Annotated in this window: 20 protein-coding genes, 2 tRNA genes and 1 pseudogene; 11 read left to right on the forward strand and 12 right to left on the reverse strand. The window is 54.9% G+C overall.

Annotated elements, in window-relative coordinates:
• The first annotated feature begins 7 nt into the window (after window positions 1-7).
• From uvrY to pgsA, 3 genes are read left to right on the forward strand one after another with little or no spacing between them, the layout of a single operon-like run.
• Window positions 8-670: a UvrY/SirA/GacA family response regulator transcription factor gene (uvrY, locus tag ACP86_RS19115; protein ID WP_008174467.1), complete on the forward strand. Its 663-nt coding sequence runs from the start codon at window positions 8-10 to the stop codon at window positions 668-670.
• Window positions 654-2516 (forward strand): excinuclease ABC subunit UvrC, encoded by a 1863-nt coding sequence (gene uvrC, locus ACP86_RS19120; protein WP_053115088.1) that lies wholly within the window; start codon window positions 654-656, stop codon window positions 2514-2516. Before uvrY ends, uvrC begins: the two co-directional genes overlap by 17 nt.
• A gap of 7 nt (window positions 2517-2523) precedes the next feature.
• A complete protein-coding gene (pgsA, locus tag ACP86_RS19125) occupies window positions 2524-3102 on the forward strand; it encodes a CDP-diacylglycerol--glycerol-3-phosphate 3-phosphatidyltransferase (RefSeq protein WP_053115089.1) in 579 nt (192 codons plus the stop codon).
• On the opposite strand, the gene ACP86_RS19130 is transcribed toward pgsA, so the two are convergent.
• From ACP86_RS19130 to ACP86_RS19145, 4 genes are read right to left on the reverse strand one after another with little or no spacing between them, the layout of a single operon-like run.
• The gene (locus ACP86_RS19130) at window positions 3035-3688 is read right to left on the reverse strand and encodes an ABC-type transport auxiliary lipoprotein family protein (RefSeq protein ID WP_141201851.1); all 654 of its coding nucleotides are present in this window, start codon (window positions 3686-3688) and stop codon (window positions 3035-3037) included. The genes pgsA and ACP86_RS19130 overlap by 68 nt on opposite strands.
• Window positions 3685-4623 (reverse strand): MlaD family protein, encoded by a 939-nt coding sequence (locus ACP86_RS19135; protein ID WP_053115091.1) that lies wholly within the window; start codon window positions 4621-4623, stop codon window positions 3685-3687. The genes ACP86_RS19130 and ACP86_RS19135 overlap by 4 nt, the downstream gene beginning before the upstream one ends.
• A 2-nt stretch (window positions 4624-4625) precedes the next feature.
• Window positions 4626-5459 carry an ABC transporter ATP-binding protein gene (locus ACP86_RS19140; protein WP_227507910.1) on the reverse strand — a complete coding sequence of 278 codons (834 nt, stop codon included), beginning with the start codon at window positions 5457-5459 and terminating at the stop codon, window positions 4626-4628.
• 2 nt (window positions 5460-5461) lie between these two features.
• Complete coding sequence (locus tag ACP86_RS19145; protein WP_053115093.1) at window positions 5462-6628, reverse strand: MlaE family ABC transporter permease; 1167 nt, start codon at window positions 6626-6628, stop codon at window positions 5462-5464.
• Window positions 6629-6852: 224 nt separating this feature from the next.
• Between ACP86_RS19145 and ACP86_RS19150 the strand changes: the two genes are divergently transcribed.
• Both ACP86_RS19150 and ACP86_RS19155 read left to right on the forward strand, forming a co-directional pair.
• Window positions 6853-6928, forward strand: a tRNA-Gly gene (locus ACP86_RS19150).
• Window positions 6929-6988: 60 nt separating this feature from the next.
• Window positions 6989-7062: transfer RNA gene (locus tag ACP86_RS19155), tRNA-Cys, on the forward strand.
• A gap of 437 nt (window positions 7063-7499) precedes the next feature.
• Here ACP86_RS19155 and istB read toward each other — a convergent pair.
• The 6 genes from istB to ACP86_RS19180 all read right to left on the reverse strand — a co-directional run bounded on the left by istB (window position 7500) and on the right by ACP86_RS19180 (window position 12286).
• Window positions 7500-8255 (reverse strand): IS21-like element ISSpu5 family helper ATPase IstB, encoded by a 756-nt coding sequence (gene istB / locus ACP86_RS19160; RefSeq protein ID WP_008170042.1) that lies wholly within the window; start codon window positions 8253-8255, stop codon window positions 7500-7502.
• 11 nt (window positions 8256-8266) lie between these two features.
• Window positions 8267-9808 carry an IS21-like element ISSpu5 family transposase gene (gene istA / locus ACP86_RS19165; RefSeq protein ID WP_053114397.1) on the reverse strand — a complete coding sequence of 514 codons (1542 nt, stop codon included), beginning with the start codon at window positions 9806-9808 and terminating at the stop codon, window positions 8267-8269.
• Window positions 9809-10012: 204 nt separating this feature from the next.
• Window positions 10013-10237, reverse strand: a complete 225-nt coding sequence (locus ACP86_RS22770) for a hypothetical protein (protein WP_141201828.1) — start codon at window positions 10235-10237, stop codon at window positions 10013-10015.
• 75 nt (window positions 10238-10312) lie between these two features.
• On the reverse strand, window positions 10313-10561 hold the full coding sequence (locus ACP86_RS22775) for a hypothetical protein (protein WP_141201829.1): 249 nt from the start codon (window positions 10559-10561) through the stop codon (window positions 10313-10315).
• Window positions 10562-10755: 194 nt separating this feature from the next.
• Entirely contained in the window at window positions 10756-12024 is a 1269-nt protein-coding gene (locus ACP86_RS19175) for a hypothetical protein (protein WP_227507758.1), read from the reverse strand.
• A gap of 1 nt (window position 12025) precedes the next feature.
• Complete coding sequence (locus ACP86_RS19180; protein WP_141201830.1) at window positions 12026-12286, reverse strand: hypothetical protein; 261 nt, start codon at window positions 12284-12286, stop codon at window positions 12026-12028.
• A gap of 264 nt (window positions 12287-12550) precedes the next feature.
• Here ACP86_RS19180 and ACP86_RS19185 point away from each other — a divergent pair, with 264 nt between their 5' ends.
• The 3 genes from ACP86_RS19185 (at window position 12551) to ACP86_RS23025 (ending at window position 16741) form a co-directional block, all read left to right on the forward strand.
• Window positions 12551-13546 (forward strand): helix-turn-helix transcriptional regulator, encoded by a 996-nt coding sequence (locus ACP86_RS19185; RefSeq protein WP_053115096.1) that lies wholly within the window; start codon window positions 12551-12553, stop codon window positions 13544-13546.
• Window positions 13547-13657: 111 nt separating this feature from the next.
• Window positions 13658-15769: an AAA family ATPase gene (locus ACP86_RS19190; protein ID WP_053115097.1), complete on the forward strand. Its 2112-nt coding sequence runs from the start codon at window positions 13658-13660 to the stop codon at window positions 15767-15769.
• A gap of 18 nt (window positions 15770-15787) precedes the next feature.
• The gene (locus tag ACP86_RS23025) at window positions 15788-16741 is read left to right on the forward strand and encodes an opioid growth factor receptor-related protein (RefSeq protein WP_200905075.1); all 954 of its coding nucleotides are present in this window, start codon (window positions 15788-15790) and stop codon (window positions 16739-16741) included.
• Window positions 16742-16784: 43 nt separating this feature from the next.
• Here ACP86_RS23025 and ACP86_RS19200 read toward each other — a convergent pair whose 3' ends face one another.
• Both ACP86_RS19200 and ACP86_RS23320 read right to left on the reverse strand, forming a co-directional pair.
• Complete coding sequence (locus ACP86_RS19200) at window positions 16785-17540, reverse strand: PD-(D/E)XK nuclease domain-containing protein (RefSeq protein ID WP_053115098.1); 756 nt, start codon at window positions 17538-17540, stop codon at window positions 16785-16787.
• Window positions 17541-17659: 119 nt separating this feature from the next.
• Window positions 17660-17797, reverse strand: a pseudogene (locus ACP86_RS23320) (IS3 family transposase); the annotation flags it as partial.
• 447 nt (window positions 17798-18244) lie between these two features.
• Between ACP86_RS23320 and ACP86_RS19210 the strand changes: the two are divergent.
• From ACP86_RS19210 to ACP86_RS19220, 3 genes are all read left to right on the forward strand, one after another.
• A complete protein-coding gene (locus tag ACP86_RS19210; protein ID WP_082220587.1) occupies window positions 18245-18844 on the forward strand; it encodes an outer membrane beta-barrel protein in 600 nt (199 codons plus the stop codon).
• Between the two features lie 125 nt (window positions 18845-18969).
• Window positions 18970-19437 carry a hypothetical protein gene (locus ACP86_RS19215; RefSeq protein WP_141201831.1) on the forward strand — a complete coding sequence of 156 codons (468 nt, stop codon included), beginning with the start codon at window positions 18970-18972 and terminating at the stop codon, window positions 19435-19437.
• Between the two features lie 223 nt (window positions 19438-19660).
• Window positions 19661-22561 carry a DEAD/DEAH box helicase gene (locus ACP86_RS19220; RefSeq protein ID WP_053115102.1) on the forward strand — a complete coding sequence of 967 codons (2901 nt, stop codon included), beginning with the start codon at window positions 19661-19663 and terminating at the stop codon, window positions 22559-22561.
• The last annotated feature ends 24 nt before the right edge of the window (window positions 22562-22585 follow it).

Genomic DNA, 22585 nt, shown 5'->3' on the forward strand with positions numbered 1-22585 from the left:
GTGAATTTTGATCAGGGTACTGGTTGTAGATGACCATGAGCTGGTGAGGTCCGGTATTACCCGGATGCTGGCTGACAACCCGGACATTGAAGTCATCGGGCAGGCGCCATCCGGAGAGGATGCCATCGATTTCGTCCGCCAGGAGCGGCCGGACATCGTGCTCATGGATATCCGCATGCCAGGCATCGGGGGCCTTGAGGCGACCCGTCGCATACTCCGCATTGATGATTCCATTCGCGTGATCGTGGTAACCGCCTGCGCGGACGACCCCTATCCGACGCGCGTCATGCAAAGCGGTGCCACCGCCTACATCACCAAGGGTGCGGATATCAAAGAGATGGTCCGCGCCATTCGTATGGCTCACACCGGCCAGCGCTATATCAGCCCGGAAATTGCCCAGAAGATGGCCCTGAAACAACTGGGCGGCGGCGATCGGGACGAGGATGGCGAGCTCTCGCTGTTCGACCGGCTTTCCGAGCGGGAAATGCAGATCGCGATGATGGTGGTGGATTGCCAGAAGGTGCAGGACATTTCGGACAAGCTGTGCCTGAGCCCTAAAACCGTGAACAGCTACCGCTACCGGATCTTCGAGAAACTGGAAATTTCCAGTGATGTCGAATTGGCCCTGATGGCAGTGCGGCTCGGGTTGCTTGATGCCGACAAGGTCTGACCCTGAGAGCACCCACATCGGGGAGTTTGACAGCAAGAGCTTCCTGAAACAGTTGACCGAGCGGCCCGGCGTCTACCGAATGTACGACGAGGGTGGCTCGGTTCTTTACGTGGGCAAGGCCCGCAACCTTAAAAAACGGGTTGGCAGCTACTTCCGCAAGACCGGTCTGGCGCCCAAGACCGAAGCCCTGGTTGGCAAGATTGCCTCTATCGAGGTGACGATTACCGGCAGTGAAACCGAGGCGCTGCTGCTCGAACAGAACCTGATCAAATCGTTACGGCCGCCCTACAACATCCTGCTCCGTGACGATAAGTCCTATCCCTATATCTATTTGTCGTCGCACAGCGATTACCCCTCGCTGACGTTTCGCCGTGGGCGCACTAAAAAGGGTGGCGGCACCTGGTTCGGGCCGTTTCCCAGCTCGGGAGCGGTCAAGGAAAGTCTTAATGTATTACAGAAGATTTTCCGCATAAGAAACTGTAGTGAAAGCTTTTTCAGGAATCGCACAAGGCCTTGCCTGCAGTACCAGATAAACCGTTGCACGGCACCGTGTGTTGAATACATCACGCCCGAGGAGTACCAGCAGGACATCCGCCACGCCACCATGTTTCTGGAGGGCAAGAACCCTGCGATTCTCCACGATCTGATGAACGCCATGGAGGCCGCCTCGAAGAATCTTGAGTTTGAAAAAGCGGCAGCCTACCGGGACCAGATCAACCACCTGCGCCACGTGCAGGAGCAGCAATCAATCGAAGGAGAGGGCGGCGAGGCGGATGTCATTGCCATTGCCCAGGATGCGGGTATCGTCTGCATCGTGGTGATCATCGTGCGCGGTGGCCGTGTGCTCGGTACCAAGGACTATTTCCCTCGTTACTCCATCGAGCAGACCGAGGGTGAACTGCTCAGCGCCTTCCTCGGGCAGTATTATTTCGGCGGCAACACCCGACGGGAGATTCCGCGGGATATCCTGGTGCCGGTTGAAGTGGAAGGCCAGGAATTGTTGGCCCAGGCTCTCAGCGAGTCCGCAAACCGGGAAACCCGGATTCGGGGCAATGTTCGCGGTGAACGCCGCCGGTGGCTGGAACTGGCCATGACCAACGCCCGCCAGACCCTGCTCACTCACCTGGCGAGCAAGGAGACCGTATACCGGCGCCTGCTGGCCCTGAGGGATCTTCTGGAGCTGTCGGAGACGCCGTCACGCATGGAGTGTTTCGATATCAGCCACAGCCACGGGGAAAATACCGTCGCATCCTGTGTGGTTTTCGATGAGAATGGCCCCCTGAAGAGTGATTACCGCCTGTACAATATCGAGGGGGTGACGGCCGGCGATGATTACGCCGCTATGCGCCAGGTGCTCTCCCGCCGTTACAAGCGGATGGTGGCCGGTGAGGGCAAGCGGCCGGATCTGGTCTTCATCGACGGTGGTAAAGGACAGCTGAACATTGCCCGGGAAGTATTTGACGAGCTTGAGATTTCGGACATCCCGCTGATCGGCGTCGCCAAAGGCGTAACCCGTCGTGCAGGCATGGAGCAACTGATAGACGCCATGACTGGGGATGTCTTCCGGGTGCCGGCCGATTCGCCCGCGTTGCACCTGATCCAGCATATCCGGGACGAGTCCCACCGGTTTGCGATAACCGGGCACCGGGCGCGCCGTGATAAAAAGCGCCGGCAGTCTACACTGGAAGGCATTGAGGGCGTGGGACCGAAGAAGCGCCGCGACCTGATTCGATACTTTGGCGGGATACAGGAACTCCGCAAGGCCGGGGTCGACGAGATGACCAAGGTTCCGGGCATCAGCAAATCACTGGCCGAAACCATATACGCAGCATTGCACGACGAGTAAGGACAGCATGAATTTACCAAACATCCTCACCCTCTCCCGCATCATCATGATTCCGGTGTTCGTGGTGATTTTCTATCTTCCGGTGGGGTGGAGCTACCTCGTGAGCGCGGCCATTTTCGGATTGGCGGCGGCCACCGACTGGCTGGACGGTTATCTGGCCCGCAAACTCGACCAGAGCACCCCGTTCGGCGCGTTCCTGGACCCGGTCGCGGACAAACTCATGGTAGCCGTTGCACTGGCTGTGCTGATCGAGGAGCACTCGGCGATTCTGCTGACGATTCCGGCCACCGTTATCATCGGCCGTGAGATAGTCATTTCCGCCTTGCGGGAGTGGATGGCGGAAATCGGCAGCCGCGCCAGCGTGGCGGTTTCGTACATCGGCAAGATCAAGACCACCGCGCAAATGGCCGCTATTGTCGGCCTTCTGGCGTTTCCTCCCGGTGTACTCTGGGCCAATGTCGCCCTGGCGTTGCTCTATATCGCCGCGATTCTCACCCTCTGGTCCATGGGCCTCTACCTCAAGGCTGCTTGGGCGGATCTATTCCCGGAGAAGGCCTCAGGTCAGACGGATAGTCACACGTCGTAGCCCATTCAATCACCCTGGCGGCCAGATTGCTGCCAGCGGTTCCGAAGGCCTCAACAATCTGGTCAACCGATGTGCCTGATGCCGGTGCCACAACCCGCACAGAGCGAGTGCACAGCCTGGCCCGCGAGCGGTTGTGAATCATCTGCAGGTGCAGCTCGATAACCACCTGCGGACCGGATTCCGGGGTTTCCGAATGAAATGCCGAGAGTTCGGTGACCAGGGTCAACTCAGCCTGTGCCGGATTGGTATCCGTAATAACATTCGCGTAGGCGCCACTCTGACGAAGGCTGCTGACCAGCATATCCCGAACCACCACCGGTGCCGAATCCCGCCAGCGGGTTCCCTCGTAGGCCCGGAACTCCTGATGCGTGGGTTTGGCCAGAATCAGCGATCCGTTAAAAGGCTCTGAGGCGTAGGGTGTATCAACGCGAAGGGATGCCTGAACCGGTTGCTCCGCCGTTGGAGCCGCCTGGACCACTGCCAGGTCCATAACCCTCGGTGGCTCCGGGTTCGGAAACACCGTGCACCCACTGGCGAGTGCAGCACCGAGGAGAAGCGTCAGGTTTCTGATTGACCTCAATGTCACTGTGCCATCTCCTTCATGGTTTCATTGCCGAACAGAGTGCCCGTGGGATCCTGCTCCAGCCGGTGCGTAAACTGATTCAGGCTGCGCAGGGTTGCCCGAAGCTCCCGTAGCGCGGGCGCCAACTCTCCCATACCCTGCAGTCCGGCATCCATCGCCCCCTGGTTGTTTCGGGTCAACTCATCAATTCGCTCCATGGTGGTGGTCATTACCGCGAGCGCTTGGTCCATGGATTGCAGAACCCGCTGGCCATCGTTTTGCAGCAGTTCGTTGGCGTTATCCGAAACGTTGGAGACTTTGATCGCAGCTTCTTCGGCGCGAATGGCGGCGGCATCGAATTGTTCCAGCAGGGCGATCAGCTGGTCCCGGCGGTCGAGCAGGGCGTCTGTGGCTTCCCGTGTGTTTTCCAGGATGGCCGATGCGTTGTCGATGTTGTCAGCCGATAACAGCGCCGTCGCGCTGGTAAGCAGCTGGTCGGCTTTGGCCAGGAGTTGCTCGCCGTTGGAAAGCAGGCTGGTGAACGCCGAGGGCTCGGCAATGATTACCGGCGGGTTGTCCTCGTCACCTTTCAACGCGGGTTTGTCCGGGCTTCCACCACTGAACTGGACGCTCATGCTGCCGGTGATGTTGGCGAGCACCAGGCCGGCCTTGGTGTTCTCACGAATGGGAACCGACTGATCCACCCGGACCAGCACCCGCACGTGGCCGGGGTTGTCCGGATCCAGGGTCAGCTCTACCACATCACCAATCTGAACGCCGCTGTAAAGCACAGGGTTACCCTCGGACAGGCCACCAACGGCATGGTCGAAGACGATTTCATAGTAGCCCCATTCCCGATCGGCAGAGGATTTCGCCAGCCACAGGGAAAAGATCAGCGCGGCCGCAAAGGCCAGGATGGTAAACAGGCCAATGATCAGGTGGTGGGCCCTTGGCTCCATGGTTACTGCTCCTGATTCCGTTTGTTCGAATGGTCCCTGAATGCGTAGCTCGCTGCCCGGCCCCGGGGGCCGTTAAAGTAGTCCTGAATCCACTCATCTTCCGTGGCGGCAACGGCTTCCAGCGTATCAGCTACCAGCACCTTGCGCTGTGACAGTACCGCAACCCGGTCGCAGGTTGAGTAGAGGGTGTCCAGATCATGGGTGACCAGAAACACAGTCAGCCCCAGGGCATCCCGGAGCGTCACAATCAGCCGGTCGAATGCCGCTGCCCCAATGGGGTCCAGGCCCGCCGTGGGCTCATCCAGAAACAGGATCTCCGGATCGAGTGCCAGGGCCCGGGCCAGGCTCGCCCGCTTCACCATACCGCCGGAGAGTTCGGACGGGTAACGAACCGCTGCGTCAGGTGGTAAACCGGTCAGCGCCAGCTTCATCCGGGCCAGCTGTTCGGCCTCAGACCGCTTCAGGCCCGCGTGTTCGACCAGCGGAACGGCGATATTCTCCTGCAGGTTCAGGGACGTAAACAGGGCGCCACCCTGGAACAGAACCCCGAAGCGTTGCTCTATGCGCGAACGCGCCCGTGCCGAAAGCTGGATAAGATCCTCGCCAAACACCCGGATATGGCCAGAAGCTGGCGTATTCAGGCCAACGATGCTGCGCAAAAGTACCGTCTTGCCCGTACCGGAACCTCCGACCACGCCCAAAATTTCACCTCGCAGGAGATCCAGGTCGAGGTCCTCGTGCACAATGTGATCGCCAAAGCGGTTGCACAGGTCCCGCACCTCAATGACCGGCTCATTGCTTGTTTGAGGATTTGGAGACGCTGCCATATCTGCCATGATCACCAGCCCATTTCCATAAAGAATAGTGCAGCAATGGAATCCAGCAGAATCACCATGAAGATCGACTGAACCACGCTGGAGGTGGTGTGCTCACCTACCGATTGGGCACTGCCCGCCACCTTGAAGCCTTCCAGACAGCCAATTACGGCAATCAGGAAGGCAAAGATAGGCGCCTTTACAATGCCCACAACGAAATGCTGAAGGGCAATGTCCCGCTCAACGATGGCCATGAACTGCGTCGGCGTTATATCCAGCACCAGCGCGCAGACCATGGCGCCGCCCACCATACCCGAGATCATGCCCACAAAGGTGAGAATGGGCAGGCTCACCATCATGGCCATCACCCGGGGCAGCACAAGCAGTTCAATGGGGTTCAGGCCCAGGGTGCGGATAGCATCCAGCTCCTCGTTAACCTTCATGGCGCCAATGTGGGCGGTAAACGCGCTGGCGGTTCGGCCGGCCAGAAGGATTGCGGCCAGCAGCACCCCGAATTCCCGCAGGAAGGAAAACGCCACCAGGTTTACCGTGTAAATGGTGGCGCCGAAATCGTCCAGCACGGTTGCACCCAGAAAAGCCACCACAGCGCCCACCAGAAACGTCAGCAGTGCCACGATGGGCAGGGCATTCAGGCCGGTGTCATGAACCGCAGCCACAAAGGGCGTCATCCGCCAGCGCCAGGGCCGGGGAAGGTTCCAGGCCAGGGTGCCGAGGGTCTGGCCAATAAAGCCCACAAGGATCCACAGCAGCCGGAAGATGCTTTCCACCTTCTGGCCGGTTCCGGTCACAAAGCTCCAAACGAGGGAGGGCGCCCGCCGATCCGCCTCGGGCTGATTTTTCATGGCCTCGCAAACAGCAGCGATCAGGGCGGATGTTTCCCGGGGCAATTCGCTATCGGCCGTAGCGGCTTCGAGCAAACGCTCCGGGCCGATCAGGGTGGCCAGTTGTGAGGCTCCGGCGGTATCAATTCGCGTCAGCCCCGAGAGGTCGATCGACAGTTTATTCATATCCCTGGGGGACATGGATGACGCCAGGGACGCCAGAGACCGGTAATGGCTCAACAGCCAGTCGCCGTTCACACTCAGAGTGCCGGCTTCAACGCTGACGGATCCGGGGTTGGACGTCGGTTGTTGTGGATCGGTCTGCTCGGATGAATCAGGACTGGGCACGTTCTGTCGAATCCCTGAGTGATGTTGCCTGCCAATCCCTAGCTTAAAGAGTGCGGGGGATCTCTGCCAGTGACGAAGGTGCATGTTTTCATGCTGCCGCGCAATTGGCCAAACTTTGCCCACAATCTCCAGTAAAACAAAAACTTGATAAAAAACTATTGACGCCCGAACGGTAATCCGTAGAATACGCAGCCGTTGACGAGGCAATGCCCCGGAAACAAAGAGCGGGAATAGCTCAGTTGGTAGAGCACAACCTTGCCAAGGTTGGGGTCGCGAGTTCGAATCTCGTTTCCCGCTCCAATTTCAAGTCTCTCATTGCCCACCTGAGAGCACAAAGATCCGATCCCTTCGATCTTTTCCGGCGCGGTGGCAGAGTGGTTATGCAGCGGACTGCAACTCCGTGTACGCCGGTTCGATTCCGACCCGCGCCTCCAATTTTACCCTTTAAAATCAATAAATTACCTCACCCCAATTTAATTGATTTTCTCACCCAAAAAATATCCAAATTAAACCCAAAATATTATCCGCGTTAGCGAGCTGCCTTTAGGCAGTGATTGATTAACTGAGCATATGCTTTGGCCCCGTTTGCACCATGGTTTGCCCGTCTATGAGCCAACTGATCGCTCGGCCGGAACGCCCGACGTATGTCGCCATAATGTGGCCGGTTTTGCCAGACTAGGGTTTCAAAAAATGTGATTAGCAGCTGGTAATAAAAAGCCTCGCCGTGGTCGGTCGAGGCTTCAGGGTAGGTTAATGGCCTTCAAAAGTGCGTAAACCGCTGAAGGTTGCCACCCATTCCACGTGAAGCCTGCCACCCGGACCGGAGCAAGGCTGCCACCCATCGGAGCGTAGCGACGCGGGGTTTCTCTTCTTACTCCGAAGTCTCAGTGCCCGTCAACTTTGCCTGCTGTTTTCGCATGGATTCGCCCCGCAGATTGATCTTGTAGGCGTTGTGTACGAGCCGGTCCAGGATGGCATCTGCCAGAGTGGCGTCACCGATGATGCCGTGCCATTCCTCGATGGGTAATTGGCTAGTGGCGATGGTGGAGCGCCGGCCATGTCGGTCTTCCAGCACCTCCAGCAAGTCCCGCCGGTTCTCCGCGCTCAGCTTCATCAGCCCCCAGTCATCCAGGATCAGCACGTCGACCTTGGCCAGGCTGGTCAGGAGCTTTGAGTATTGGCCATCGCCCTTGGCGATGGTCAGCTCTCGTAGCAGCCGGGTCAGGCGGACGTACTGGGCGGTGTAACCCTCCCGGCAGGCCTTGTGTGCCAGAGCACAGGCCAACCAGGTTTTCCCGACGCCAGTCGGGCCGGTGATGAGCACGTTCAGGTGTTCCTTCACCCACTGGCAGCTGGCCAGACTCTGGACAAGCCCTTTATCCAGGCCCCGTGAGTTCCGGTAATCAATGTCTTCGAGGATGGCGGCGTGTCGCAGCTTGGCCCGGCGCAGGCGGCTGCTCATGCGTCGGTTGTCCCGTTCCGTCATTTCCCGGTCGACCAGCAGGCCAAGGCGCTCCTCGAAGCTCAGGTCGGTAATGTCGGGGGTGGCCGATTGATCCGCCAGGGCGGCGGCCATGCCGGTCAGTTTGAGGGCGTGGAGCTTATCCAGCGTGGGATGTTTCAGCATGTCAGGTTCCTTCAGTGGTAGTAGGCGGGGCCACGGATGTTGTCGTGTGTGTCGGGTAAGGCCAGTTCTTGTTGCTCTTCCAGGGGCTGCTCATCCAGGCGGTGCTTGAGGATGGATTCGATGCTCTTGTATCGGCAACTGCCCAGCATCAGGGCGCGTTGGCAGGCACGTTCTAATCGTGCCTCGCCGTAGCTCTGGCCCAGCCGGAGAATGCCCAGACAGGACCGATAGGCCTGTTGCGGATGCTTTCTTGCCCCCAGCGCGGTACGGATAAGCTTTTCAGTTGCCGGTCCAGTCTTGGCTGCCCAGGCGGTCAGTCGCTCTGGGGTCCACTCGCCGGCTTGGCGATGGGACTCCGGCATGTGAGCGGCGATGGTGCTATGCCGACCCTTCTGATCCGAACGCCGGTGGCTGGCGATCCGGTTGCCCCGGTGGAAGCATTCGATGGTGTTGTGGGTGATCCGGACCTCCACCTCTTTCTTGATCAGGGTGTAGGGCACCGAGTAGTAGTGCCCATCGATGGCCACGTGGTAGTCGATGTGTACCCGGGCTTTTTTCCACTCGGCGTAGACATACGGCTCGGCGGGTAGCGGTTGTAGAACCGGCTGGTCCAGCTGTTTGAAGTGATCAAGCCGGCACCCGGGCAACTTGCGGAAGGGGCGGCTATTGAGCTTCTCCAACAGCTCACGGATGGTGGCGTTGAGCTGCCCCAGGGAGAAGTGCTGACGATGGCGCAGGGCCGCCAGGATCCAGCGCTCAACGATCAATACGCCACCTTCCACCTTGGCCTTGTCACGGGGCTTGCGAACCCGTGTGGGGACAACGGCCACGCCATAATGGCTAGCCATATCCTGATAGGTCGGATTGAGATCCGGCTCGTAGCGATGGGCCTTGCTGACGCCGGAACGGAGGTTATCCGGAACCACCAGTTCCGGCACGCCGCCCAGGAACTCGAAGGCTCGGATGTGAGAGCCGATCCAGTCCGGCAGGGTCTGGCTCCAGGTGGCCTCGGCGTAGGTGTAATTGGACGCACCCATCACCGCCACAAAGACTTGCGCCTCATGGATCTCACCGGTGGTGCGATCAATGACGGGCACCGTGTGCCCAGCATAGTCCACGAACAGCTTTTCACCGGCTCGGTGGTCCTGACGCATCACCAGATCCAGCTTGCCCTGCCAGGCCCGGTAGTGCTCGCAGAACCAGCTGTACTGGTAGCCATCCGGATTGGCTTCCCGGTACTCCTGCCAGAGCAGGAACAGGGTGACGTTCTTGCCCCGGAGTTCATCGTGGATTCGCTTCCAATCCGGAATGCCTCGGGCCTGTGCCGGCAGATCCGGTGGTGGCGGGAACAGCCGTTGCTCCAGCTGGGCTTCACTCAGATCCTCTGGCAGCGGCCAGCCAAGCTCCGCCTCAGCAGCACGCCGCAGATACTCGCTCACAGTGGGGCGACTGATGCCGCAGGCTGCGGCAACCTGCCGGTTACTCAGCCCTCGCTCCCACTTGAGGCGAAGGACTTCTTTGATTTTACGCATGGATAACCTCATCGCTGGCATCTGGCCCTCTCCGGATGAAAAGGAGCAGAGTACCGTTAGTTATCCCGCGCCGGACGTTTTGATGGGGAAATCAGGCAGCCTGCCAGGGTGGCAGCTTTGCCGTGGAATCAGTGGCAGCTTTCGCGTGGAATGGGTGGCAGGCTTCGTCTGGAATCAGTGGCAACCTTGGTCTGGAATACGCACAAAAGTATGAATTAAGCTCAGTCACAGTCTTGCCCCAGCTTTCTTCAACGCTTTTTTGCGTAACAGGAGAAGATATTCGTATGCATCCCAGGAATGCATATAAGGGATGCAACGCTCAGATACCAAGTATGCGAATTTTGCGAGATCATCATCCGTTGCATAAATCAAAAACTCAGGGTCTCCATTGATAGGCTCGTCCGGGATGACTTGACTTGGCTCGCTCGGATTATCGAATTCGAGTTCCACGCTCTTTACTGTATCGCGAATTACTTCCCTCAGGTCAGTTCCTGTAAGTTTGGTGTCACCGAGAAGGTCTCGGGTCTACTTTTTGATAACCTCCAATTCTACGGTCTGCAAATAACGCCCGATATTCAAAATCATCTTCTCACCGTCATCATCAGAGCCGGTGGGAGGGGAAGAATCGTCGTCTTTAATCGCAAATGGCTCCGAGATTTTTCCAGGATAACCCCCATTCAATTGGAGAGATACCGCGATAGTTGACCCCTTCGAGGCCAAGTAGAATGGCGTTTCGTACTCAAGAAAAGTCTTTAAACCAGGTTTTACAATCATAAATTTTTAGTCCTTAGGTCGAATATTTGATTGCTTTTGAGCCTTCTGGTTGATCGGAAGAGCCGGAAAATAAAATTATGTAGGCGTGCTTCCGATATTTCAGAGGCTCCCTATCACTATGCGTGTTTGATTCCCTTGTATAAGCCTCCGTTATTTTCTTAATGGCATTAATGGGGACCGGTGTGTGCCTGGGGTTATTTGGTCTTTTGCACCCGCTCGAATCTAATAGTCGTCCTTGCTCGCTTCGGTGGCTTTATCAACCGGTAATGATTCCGCATTGCTTGCGTTTCATGCCCGCCTTTGTCGTTTTCTCCTTGGCTCAGGAATTCTTCGGTTAGTCCCTTCTTGCGGAGGTCTCTGAGGTGGTACATGCCGCCATAGCCCGCTTTCTTGCAGGCATCTCGCCACGCGGCCTGCATCGTTCTGTGTTTTACTTGTTGGGCTCTTGAGCGTTTGTCGAAGTAGCGCGGATAGACTAGGAGGTACTCGCTTATGACTGCCTCCTTCCGCTTGAACTCGACAAACCACTTCCACAGATCTGCGAGATCCTCGTTCATCTCGAGTTCGATGCCGATTTTGGTTTTGTGGCGTGCAAACCGGATCACGCCGTAGGCGAAATAGTCCCCACGATCGATTGGCTTGTCATAGAGCTCACCTTGGCTTTCCTTCAAATTGAAAACGTCAATTGGCTGCTGACTCATCATGTAGATGAGATCGCAGATCTTCGCACGCCACGTGCCGTCCATATCTCGCTTGTTATGACGATGGACGCACAGGTGTTCAGTGATCTTCCGGTAGGCCTCGTCAGGGATGAGAACTTGGCGTTTTTCTTCGGCGGCTTTACGGATATCAATCATCGGATTTCGGTCAATGAGACCTTCCTGAACCGCGTGGAGAAACACCCGGTTCAATGTGTTCTTGAGGCCGTTGTAATGGGTCGGCATCGGTAGCCATGGGGAAAGCAGTTTGCGAATCTTGCGAAGGATTTGCGGATCAGAAAGCGGGAATTTTGCGTCGTCGCTCTGCTCCAATTGCCGGGCATCACTCGCGTAATCAACTCGGGTTGGTTTGGCGATAGGGGCGCCTTTATTTGGTCCCCGTAGGGATAGGACTCGGCACTCCGACCAAACTATGCTCTTGCCCTTTATTTGATGACCGAGGACCTCCGTTCTCCATTTCTTGAGGTAGTCTTGGAGAAGGATGTGATCCCCCTTGCTTGCTGGTATCGAGAGGCTATCCAACTTTTCAGCCAGGGCGTTGGTTTTCCGTTCTTGGACTTCGGCCTCCCATCTGTGGTTAAGCATTGACCACAGTCGGATCGCTTGATTCCTGTCCTTGGTGTCCAGGGTGCCACGTTTTTTGGTAATCGGATGGATAACGAAGTAGACACCGTCCTCGCTCTGATAGAGGCCAGGGTACCTGTGCAGCGATGAGTGTTTTTCAGAGCGGTATCTTGGTGCCATTTTAGGAAGCTAGTTTATTTGCCAATTCATGGATAAAGGCGTCTTCTGCAGCGTCGGATCCGGACACCCGACGCTCCATCTCCCGAAAATACCCGTCGAGGTCGATTTTCCAGGCTTTCCCCAATTTAAAGGCACCCGGGATAACTGCCAGTCCGAACTCGTCTTTCGCAGCACAAAGCCGACGAATCGTTGATGGGGCAGGTGGCGTGCTGTCGTATTCAAAAACGACCTTAATAAAATCCTCAATCGATACCGGACGCATGGCAATCTCCCGAACTTGCTGGTTTGAACGCATCTAATCCTTTAAAGCGTGCTGTTTCAGAAGCACTTCTGATCAGACATTGAGATCACTTTACGTTTTTTTCGGGAGGAGCAAGTGCAAAACGACCGCATGAAAATACCGTCGTTTTGCGCAGATAGCAGGGACTGCTATCAATCAGGTACTGGAAGCGTTTGGTTAAGGTGCTGTAAAGTTCTGCGTGATAAGAACTCAGAGAGCCCCATACAGTCAGGCAAGGATCCGCCAATGTCTAACACCGCTGTTCGCTATCTCACCATGCTCAGAATGGTGCCTCGTTTCCCTAAGGTCATAACCACCAGCGAACTGGCGGAGCGTCTTGAGGACCATGGATTTAAGGTGACGATGCGCTCAATACAGCGGGACCTGGAAAAGCTCAGCGCGGACTTTCCTTTGATGGTGGATGAGGATTCTCGCCCTTACAGATGGTCTTTTGACCGAAACGCCACCATGGACATCATCCCGGCGCTTGACCTGCCCGCCGCGTTAACTTTTGAACTAGCAAGGGCTTACCTTTCTCCCATGTTACCGCCACGGGCGCTGTCTCACCTGAAGCCCCATTTCGATGAAGCCCATCGCACCTTGCTCCGGGAAAGGAACCCTCTTGGCCAATGGCCAAACCGGGTGCGTGTCATAAGCCGTGGACTGGGTGGTGAGCGGCCGGCCATTGATGCGGATGTTCTGGAAACTGTTACTGAAGCCTTGTTGCGCGAGTATAAGTGCAAGCTAACCTACCAGGCTCGTAAATGGGCCGAGCCGGAGGAGATCGTAGTACATCCCTTCGGACTGATCTTCCGGGAACCTAACGTCTATCTGATTGGCACCATCGAGGGCAGGGAAGGCACACGTCAATTGGTTCTCCACAGGGCGACCACGGGTGAACTCGTGGAAGTAGCTTCAGACCGCCCAGAAGATTTCGATCTGGATTTGTACATCCGTTCTGGCGCCATGGGCATTCTCAAGTCCAATGAACCGGTGTACCTGAAGTTGCGATGTGATAAACCTGCCTTGAATCATCTCATCGAATCGCCACTGGGTTTTGATCAGATCACCAACGAGATTGATGACTCAACGTTCGAGATCGCCGTCACGGTGGGCGACACCCAGGATTTGCGGTGGTGGCTGACTGCACAGTCCATTCATTGCGATATTCTGGAGCCTGAATGGCTGAGGAGGGAGATAGCATCCACGCTTAAACGTGGCCTTGCCCGCATGATTTCGTAACCCATTGAATCCAGTGTGGAATTCTAAGCGCGTTGGGCACCCGATATTATTGGCGACACAGTTTGTCGCCTTCGGCCTTCAGAATAGACGTAGATCTTTTGGAGGCCCATCATGCTGTTATGGAAAGAACTGATCAATGAAGCCCGCGAGCCCGATTATCTGTCATCCCCTTCTAAAGACGACCTGAAGCTGCTGCAGATCTACCTCTGCCGGCTATTTCTGATTACAGGATACAAGAAAGAAACTTGGATCTTCCGAAAAGAGGAACCGGAAACCTTCCTGGGCTTGAAGTTGAAGGCCTCCAATGACACCGAGGCAAATACTTCGATGTTTCTGGATGCTGTCCGCAAGCGTGAGAAACAGCTTACTCGAAGCCTGAAGGGGGTGCCGGAACTGTCCTTTGAGCCCTTGCTGGCCAACCTGATTAAGTTGCTGAAACCCAATATGGTTGAGGTCAAATTGTTGATCTTTGCCATCCTTCTGCTCAAACATCCCAACGCCAAAGACGTGATGCGGGAACTGGAGATCAACGAATACGGAAATTCCGTGAGCGCCCTGGCCAGGGCGATGCGAGAGTCTACCAGAACCATTGCGACGGCAATGGATCAGGATGCCATGTTATGCCAGATCCGCCTGCTGGAGGAGCCAAACCAGAACAGCGACATCTGGGATCTGGTAGAGGCCGGACCGCTTCTGAGTCAGCTTGTAGTAGCCACCTCCGAGCAATTGGAGGCAGGCGCGACAGAAGACATCGAACAGAGGTTGTTCAAACACATCTGCCCGCCGGGGCCTGAGGCGCTGCATTCCATTGCGGACTTTCAGGGTGTTCCCGATCTTCAGTTGATGCTGGATTACCTCCAGGATGCTCTAAATAAGAAGTCCCGTGGCAAAAACATTCTGCTCTACGGAAAGCCCGGAACCGGCAAAACTCAATTGGCCAGGGCTATGGCGGCAAAACTGGGAGCGCCGTTATACGAAGTACCCACCAAAGACAGTCACTCGGGTGCCATGACTGGCCGTGTTCGTTTGGATGCCGCCAAAATGGCGCAGATGTTCCTGGAAGACCGTCTCGGTGCCGTTCTATTGTTCGATGAAATGGAAGATGCCTTCCGCAAATCGGACCAGCTCGCCAAAGGTTGGTTTAACCAGATGTTGGAGGAGAATCAAGCCCCAGTGATCTGGATCAGCAACAACATCAGCGCCGTTGATCCGGCTTTTCTGAGGAGGTTCGACTTCATCGTTGAGATCGAGGGCACCGGCAGTGATCGTCAAGCTGAAAAGCTTAAGCAGACACTCTCCGAACTACCGGTAACTCCTGCCTGGGTATTGGAGGCAGCACGTAAGCCGTGGATGACTCCAGCTCTGGCGACCAATCTGGCCCAGGTGGGTCGGTATTTGCCAACATGCCAGATCGTCCGCAACCAACAGAGACTTGAGGCCATGGTAAGTCAGCGGCTGGAAGTGATGGGAGAGAGAAAGCCGGGTCGCGTGCTGCCCAAACCAAAAAGAAAAGGCTTCCCGGAGTTCCGAACTGAGTGGATAAACACCAAACCGACACTCTGGAATCTGGAACGCTTCATCCTTGAGGAGGGGGGCGCAAGAATCTGCCTTTATGGCCCTCCCGGCGCCGGTAAAACCGCTTATGCGAAGACACTAGCTAAGCGCCTGGAGAAGCCCTTCATGCTGCAATCCGGCAGTGATTTGCTGGGCATGTACGTGGGACAGACAGAAAAGAACATTGCTGAGATCTTCGATAAAGCGGAACGCACCGGTGCAGTTCTATTGCTGGACGAAGCGGATACTTTCCTCTATAGCCGAAATACCGCTCAACGTAGCTGGGAGATCAGCGCCGTTAATGAGTTTATGGTTCGCCTAGAGAGATTTGACGGAGTCTTTTTGGCGACATCTAATCGATTCAACAGCTTCGATAAAGCGATACTACGTCGGCTTCAGATGAAAGTGGAGTTTGGCTATCTCAATGTCGAACAGGTTAGGGACATTTTGGTGGAATGCGTGGTCGACAAAGACTTCGCTCGCACAGTCAAAAGAAGCCAACTTGATCACCTGGACTATTTAACACCCGGCATTATTCGGGCTGCGGTCGAGAGCTTGGAGTTAAGAGGATTCAGACCTCGAACCGAGAAATTGTTGTTAACGCTTGCACAAGAGCAGGAAGAGCAAACTGAAAGTGGGGCGGGGCGATCCATGGGGTTTATCCAGTAATTGAGACGAGAGAGTTTTATGGCAAAGCGCATTATGTCCTGGAAGATTGGCTGTGTTTATCCGATTCCGGAGGCTCAATTAGATGAAGAAGGGCAGCTTGTCCTTAGTCGTCAGTCGATCCGTGAACTTTCACCGGAGCTCATGACAATGATGTCTGACGACATTATGGCAACCGCGTTGCCGGAGTGTCCGGCCGCTGCTATCTATGGGCATGATCGTGGAGAAAGAGTGCGAGAGCAGCTTGAAGCGCTGCCAAATAAGGAGCCTGAGGGCCGATGGATACAGCGGAAAATGCTGGGCAATCTGCATCCTTTAGGGAAGTCAGATGAATTAAAGCTTTCCCAGCCAGTAACGGCTCGTCTCTTACCAAAAGGAGATCGGCTTGAGCTCTGTATGGTCGTGTTCGACTCTACCAGCGCAGAGATATGGTCGTATGACCAGATTGTCGGAATTATTGGCAAGCCTGAGCCGGAGGAGAGTGCTCTTATCAAGTTCTTCCGCGGAGATGGAACGGACCATGCGGGCAGAACAATCGAAGACATTCTTTCGCTCGATGATTTTTGGTTGGAGCACACGCATGATTACCTGCAGTGGCTTTTCCCAATCCCCGAGCCCAGCCGGTACAACGCACAGGTACCTGTGCTTACCGGAGAAGATAAAGCGTGCTTTCGAACCGACAAGCATTTGCGAAATCAACAGATAAGAGCACTGGATCGAATGTTGACATTCTATGGACTTCACCGAAGAGGGGACGAAATTCTGCCCTTGCCAGATTTGAACATGAAAACTCACATCTGGCTGAAACCCGCGGGACATAACCATTTACGAATCACCAGAATTATTCGCAGCCTGCAGCACTGCTCCCAGCCTTCGTTAGCACTGGGACTTCAGTCGGCCGTTATAGAGTTGGGCAAAAGCGTGGGCAAGGTCAGTGATAAGAGTATGGAGTTCTGGCGCAGTGCAAGAAGATGAACCAAGTTTAGAAAGCCAGAGGAAACTTTTGCTCGGCACGGCTTCAGTCTACGACAGCGGCAAACAACGAGAAGCCATGGAGGAAGACGGTATTTTTCTTATTCATTGAGTCGCTGTGTCGCCGATATGTTTCAACGGGAGCCTGAAATTTAGAGTTCCACTCGAAGCAGGCGGGCACGGGCTGATTGCATTCCAAGGTTTGAACAATGCCCTTCGCGGTCTTGCACAATGGTTTAACTGTGTTCTGTACGCGTTTGCCATCGTAGTAGATACAAACCAATAATGGGAGTTTAACAACCGGCCGCTGATGATACTGGGCAATTTCGTCGCCGGCTATCGAACGAAGCTGTTCTACGGCCTCCTGCCACGCCTTTTCTACTTTTGAACGAGATCCGCTTTCTGTTTCTTTTGAATGGATCGATGCTCGGACGACCTTAACTTCCATCAGGAACATCGTTTTTCGGAACGTCACTAGTAGGTCGACGCGCCCAGTAGAACGATCAGATTCTGACTTGCCCATTATTCGGTTCACTTGGATTTCAGTGGCAATATGACCGATATCGTCATCTCCGCCCAATCGAGTGAGAGCTTTGACCAGGAGCCCATAGATTTCCCGTTCATTGGGAATCCGGGCTAAATTAATAAACGCCTGTGTGCTTGGAGAGTGGAGTTCAGCGCTGATTCCTTGGAAAAACTGATCAACGAGATCCAGGGTGATCTTGGATTTTGACCCGTTCCGCCTGAAGTACAGGAGAACGTCAGTTTCTATGTCTGAATTTGATGGTGGATTTGCGCTCATAAACCCTCTTTTTTGCGATCGCCACTGAGTTTAGGGCCTATATCATACGGCGGAAAGCCTGATCTTCAACTAATCGAAGAGCTGGAAGCTTCCCTGGTGGCAGGGAGCACCGATGGGTTCTAGCCCTTTTCCACGGACGGTTTTAAAACAGTGGACAGCTTCTGATCTTGAGCGGCAACTCTGCGTCGCATTCTGGAATTATGGTACCGCTCAATGTAATCGAAGATATCAACTCGCGCTTCGTTTTGAGTAAGGTAGTGTCACTGGCCCGAACCGGCACAATATTGTTGTGCACCCTTTGGGCCTTATATCCCGCGAACCGAATGTCTACCTGATCGGAAAAGCTCAGGATGGGGAGGGTGTTCGACAATTGGTTCTGCACCGGGCTTCCGACGGCAAGCTGGTGGAGAAGCCCCTTGAATGACCAGATGACTTCCACCTCGATCTTTACATTTCCTCCGGCGCCATGGGCATTCTTCACTCTCGAGCCCCGATATGTCTGCACTTCCGTTGCGAGAAGAAATCTCCTGCACCCTGGAGACGGGATTATCTCGCACACACAGAATAGGATGAGTTTGCTCTTAACTTGGAATCTTTTTTGAGTCTGCGACCTTAGCTGTCGCTCTCTTTGTTCAGTATTAGTAAGGGAAAATGGGCGGGTTGTTCGCTCGCCTTGCATTGTTCTATAAAAAAAGGATGTCGAAATGAAATTGACTAGAATTGCCCTAATGGTCTCCTTTGCCGTAATGGCTAATACACCAGTTTATGCTGCCGAGGCACGGCCCGGTTATTATGGTATTTCCGCAGGCCAGGCCACTGTAGATGACTTCTGTGAAGGATCATCATCGTGTGACGACAGCGCGCTGGCCGTTCGGTTTTACGGTGGTACTGAACTGAATGGCTTTGCGAACCTCGAGTTCGGCTATCGCTACATCGACGATGTTGAAGCCTCCGGTGTTATCAACGGTGTTGGAGTGGCAGCTGCGGTAAATGGGCATTTCGTTGATACAACGCTTCAACTGGGCATGCCTGAAACAGGTCCATTCAAGGTATTCACCAAAGCAGGCCTTATGCTGTGGCACTTGAATTACGAGGCTGCAGCGAGCAACGGATTTCAGACTATTTCCGTAAGCGACGATGATACCGGCGTGGCATTCAGGACCGGTCTTGGCATGAGCTATGAAGTTGCCGAGGGAATCCGCCTGCGGGCCGACTGGGACCTGTTGTTGAACGTTGGTGACGAAGACGAACTGGGCGAGACTGATATTAATGTGTTCTCTGTTGGGCCGGAGTTCAGATTCTAACCCGACGCCCCGTTTGCCAGAAGATTTTGGTAGTTATTCAATTTCTAGAACGCTTGATGGGGCGCCTACCACGCCCCTCCATAACGTGTCAGCCTGACAAAAAAAACAATTTGAGGGAGCAGCATTTGAGAAATTCGCAAGAGTCAGCGGTCCGGGCCACAGTCGGCAGCGCCTTCCGCATCGAATTAGATAAAGTAGGAAGCGGGCAGGGATTCCGAATAGCGCGTCAAGAAATAATGTCCTGTTCGCCTTCGCTGGCGACGTTGTTCTCTGGCCCGATAATGATTACCGCATCAGCGGACTGGCGTGCTCTCTCACTTTATTCAGTACGCTGGTGGGATCAACTGCTTCCAAAAATTTGGCGTTTACCGAAGGAAAACCTGCAAGCTCGGCGCTTTATGAGCCTATTCCTAGGTTACGCTTACCTTATTGATGCTGACCAAGATTTTCATCTTCCTCAAACCAACTCAGTTTACGCCGACTTGAACAATAGTGTCGGAGTCATTGTTGCATTTGGTGAGGATTATGCGGAGATATGGTCAGAGTCACAGTTGGACGCCGTGTCTCTTGGTATTAAGCTCGAAAATGTTTAGATTTGAGCCTGAATATCTGAATTAGTTCACTTCCTCAAATACATAAAAAAATCAGAAACTAAGCTGCCAAAAGTTACAAACTAACCCTTTCCCTTCGCACCAATCTGACGCATCATCCTACGCACTACTAGACCATTATTTTTCATAAGCGACATTGGATGTCGGCCCATTTGGTTAGCATCCCTTTTCCGATTAAACGTCGCTTCAGGTTCAGGGATTCGGCATGCAAGCACTATACGCTCCAGGGGCGCGCGTAGTTATCCGGGATTGCGAATGGATCGTCCGCCGGGCAGACCCGAGCGACGATGGCGGTTATGTACTCACCGTAGACGGCCTTTCGGAACTGGTGAATGGAAAAAGCGCTCGCTTCCTTACCCGGCTCGAAGAAGCCGAAGACGCGATCCGTGTTTTGAACCCTGCAGAAACCAGCTTTGAGCAAGACCTGACCCCAGGTTTTGAAAAAAGCCGTCTGTTTATCGAAACCCAGTTACGCCAGATTACCCCTGCGGACCAGCGTATCCACCTTGGCCACAAGGCTGCCATGGATCCGGTTCCTTACCAGTTAGATCCAGCTCTCCAGGCGCTCAAGCAGAATCGTCAGCGAATCCTGATTGCGGACGCGGTGGGCCTCGGTAAAACCCTTGAAGCTGGCATCCTGATGACCGAGCTTATGCGCCGGGGCAGGGGAAAGCGCATTCTTGTGCTGACCCTCAAAAGCATGATGACCCAGTTCCAGAAGGAGATGTGGAACCGCTTTACCATCCCACTCACGCGGCTGGACTCTGCCGGCCTCCAGCGTGTGCGCAACAACATCCCTGGCAACCACAACCCGTTTTACTACTACGACAAGTCGATCATCTCCATCGACACGCTCAAGCAGGACAACGAATACCGCCGTCATCTGGAGCAGGCCTACTGGGATATCATCGTTATCGATGAAGCCCATAACGTGGCCGAACGCGGTAGCAGTTCTCAGCGTGCAAAACTGGCACAACTGCTGGCGGGGCGTTCGGATACTTTGATCATGCTCTCCGCAACGCCCCACGACGGCAAGGCACGAAGCTTCGCCAGCTTGATGAACATGCTCGACCCCACAGCCATTTCCGATCCGGACGACTACGCCAAAGAAGACTTCCGCGACAAAGGCCTGGTCATACGCCGGTTCAAGAAAGACATCCGTGATCAGGTGCAGCAGGAATTCAAAGAGCGGGTCGTGAACGACATCTACCTTGATGCCTCACCGGAAGAGGAGGCCGCTTACCAGGCTTTGCTGGATGTCCCCTTTACTTATCGGGGCGAACACAACGCCGAGCGCAATGGTCAACTGGTTCGCATAGGTCTGCAGAAGTCCATCTTCAGCTCGCCGGCAGCCGCCCAGGTATCCGTCGAGCAGCGTATTAAAAAGCTGGAAAATAAAGAGGAAACCAGCGAGGACGAACAACAGGAAATCGAGTCCCTGCAAAGCCTATGTCTGGCTCTCCGCAATGTTGATGCGGCTCACTTCAACAAATACCAGGAATTGCTGAAGCTGCTGAACAGCAAAGACTTTGGCTGGAAGAAAGCCGATACCGACGACCGCCTGGTCATCTTCAGCGAGCGCATTGAAACCCTGAACTGGCTGCAGAGCCAGATGATGGGCGATCTGAAGCTGAAAGACGACGCCCTGCAGATCCTGCACGGCGGCATGAGCGATATCGAGCAGCAGGAAATCGTCGAAGCCTTCGGTAAACAGGAAAGCAAACTGCGGGTACTGCTTTGCTCTGATGTCGCAAGCGAAGGTATCAACCTGCATTACCTGTCGCACCGACTGGTGCACTTTGATTTACCTTGGTCGCTTATGGTGTTCCAGCAGCGCAACGGACGGGTTGATCGTTACGGCCAGACAGAGACGCCCATCATCACCTACCTGATCAACCGCAGCGACAATCCCACGGTGAAGGGCGATCAACGGATTCTGGAAATCCTGAAAGAGAAGGATGAACAGGCCTACAAGAACATTGGTGATCCCGCTACATTCATGAAAGTCCATGATCCGGAAGCTGAAGAAGGTCTAACGGCAGATGCCATGGCTAGCGGTACCGAAGCAGAAGCATTTGATGAACAATATCAGCCGGACGACAGCAACGAAGGCGATGACCTTCTGGCCCTATTCCTCAACCCTGAGGCGGCACAACCCAAGACAGAAGAAGAGGCCGAGCAGCACACCGCGGAACGCTACAGCCTGTTCCCTAGTGATTACGAATTTGCCCGCCAGGCGTTGGAAGCAATCAACCGCGACCGGAAGCAGGTGAACTTCACGGCCAATAACGAGAAGCAAACCCTAACGCTGACACCGCCGGATGATCTGAACTATCGCTTCCGCTACCTGCCATCGGAAATCAGCCCGGAAAACGGCAGCCTGGTGCTAACGGCAGATAAAAGTCGATTTGAAGAGGAAATCCGCCGTAGCCGGCAGGATGAGAACGCCTGGCCCAAACTGCATTATCTATGGCCCCAGCATCCGGCCATTCAATGGCTGGAAGACAAATTGCTGGCACAGGTGGCTCGCCACAGCGCGCCGGTACTGGCATTGCCAGACTCACCCCAGGTAAATGGCACCCTTCAACCAGATGAGGCTGTTTTTCTTGTTAGCGGGCTTATTCCTAACCGAAAGGCGCATCCGGTTATCTGGCAATGGTTCGCCATCCGTTGCAGGAGCGGTTCAGTGGTTGAGGTGCAGAAGGGCGAGGAGTGGCTGCAGCAACTTCAGCTGAACACCAAGCTGCCCAACCGCGCTCGGCCTATTGATCTATCAGAGCTGGAGGCTCTGCGTACCCCGGTGATAGCGGCTGCGAAGGCTGAAATGCAGGAACACCAGCAGGAATACACGGCGGCGAAACAGTCTGAACTGGCGCAGCAGCTCCAGGAATTGGAAGCCCTGAAAGGACGGCAGGTCCAGCAGTTAAATCTTCAGCTCGATAGCTCCGGCCAGGCTGAGCATTTCAAGGCCGCCAAAAAAGAAGAGCGCCTGAGCCGAATCGAAAGGGTTTTTAACGAATACGAAACCTGGGTGCACGACACCCTCACCATCGAGCCGGTACCGTTCATACAGATTATCGCCGTGTTTACCCGGGAAGACCACTAAACGCCCGGGTAGGGCAAAGGAGCA

Source organism: Marinobacter sp. CP1 (genome assembly GCF_001266795.1).
Taxonomy (GTDB): domain Bacteria; phylum Pseudomonadota; class Gammaproteobacteria; order Pseudomonadales; family Oleiphilaceae; genus Marinobacter; species Marinobacter flavimaris.

Bases quoted from the DNA above. Each gene is read 5' to 3' on its own strand.
- uvrC (WP_053115088.1), top strand. From the start codon at position 654: ATGCCGACAAGGTCTGACCCTGAGAGCACCCACATCGGGGAGTTTGAC.
- pgsA (WP_053115089.1), top strand. From the start codon at position 2,524: ATGAATTTACCAAACATCCTCACCCTCTCCCGCATCATCATGATTCCG.
- ACP86_RS19135 (WP_053115091.1), bottom strand. From the start codon at position 4,623: ATGGAGCCAAGGGCCCACCACCTGATCATTGGCCTGTTTACCATCCTG.
- ACP86_RS19140 (WP_227507910.1), bottom strand. From the start codon at position 5,459: ATGGCAGATATGGCAGCGTCTCCAAATCCTCAAACAAGCAATGAGCCG.
- istB (WP_008170042.1), bottom strand. From the start codon at position 8,255: ATGCTGAAACATCCCACGCTGGATAAGCTCCACGCCCTCAAACTGACC.
- istA (WP_053114397.1), bottom strand. From the start codon at position 9,808: ATGCCAGCGATGAGGTTATCCATGCGTAAAATCAAAGAAGTCCTTCGC.
- ACP86_RS22775 (WP_141201829.1), bottom strand. From the start codon at position 10,561: ATGATTGTAAAACCTGGTTTAAAGACTTTTCTTGAGTACGAAACGCCA.
- ACP86_RS19175 (WP_227507758.1), bottom strand. From the start codon at position 12,024: ATGGCACCAAGATACCGCTCTGAAAAACACTCATCGCTGCACAGGTAC.
- ACP86_RS19180 (WP_141201830.1), bottom strand. From the start codon at position 12,286: ATGCGTCCGGTATCGATTGAGGATTTTATTAAGGTCGTTTTTGAATAC.
- ACP86_RS19185 (WP_053115096.1), top strand. From the start codon at position 12,551: ATGTCTAACACCGCTGTTCGCTATCTCACCATGCTCAGAATGGTGCCT.
- ACP86_RS19190 (WP_053115097.1), top strand. From the start codon at position 13,658: ATGCTGTTATGGAAAGAACTGATCAATGAAGCCCGCGAGCCCGATTAT.
- ACP86_RS23025 (WP_200905075.1), top strand. From the start codon at position 15,788: ATGGCAAAGCGCATTATGTCCTGGAAGATTGGCTGTGTTTATCCGATT.
- ACP86_RS19200 (WP_053115098.1), bottom strand. From the start codon at position 17,540: ATGAGCGCAAATCCACCATCAAATTCAGACATAGAAACTGACGTTCTC.
- ACP86_RS19210 (WP_082220587.1), top strand. From the start codon at position 18,245: ATGAAATTGACTAGAATTGCCCTAATGGTCTCCTTTGCCGTAATGGCT.
- ACP86_RS19220 (WP_053115102.1), top strand. From the start codon at position 19,661: ATGCAAGCACTATACGCTCCAGGGGCGCGCGTAGTTATCCGGGATTGC.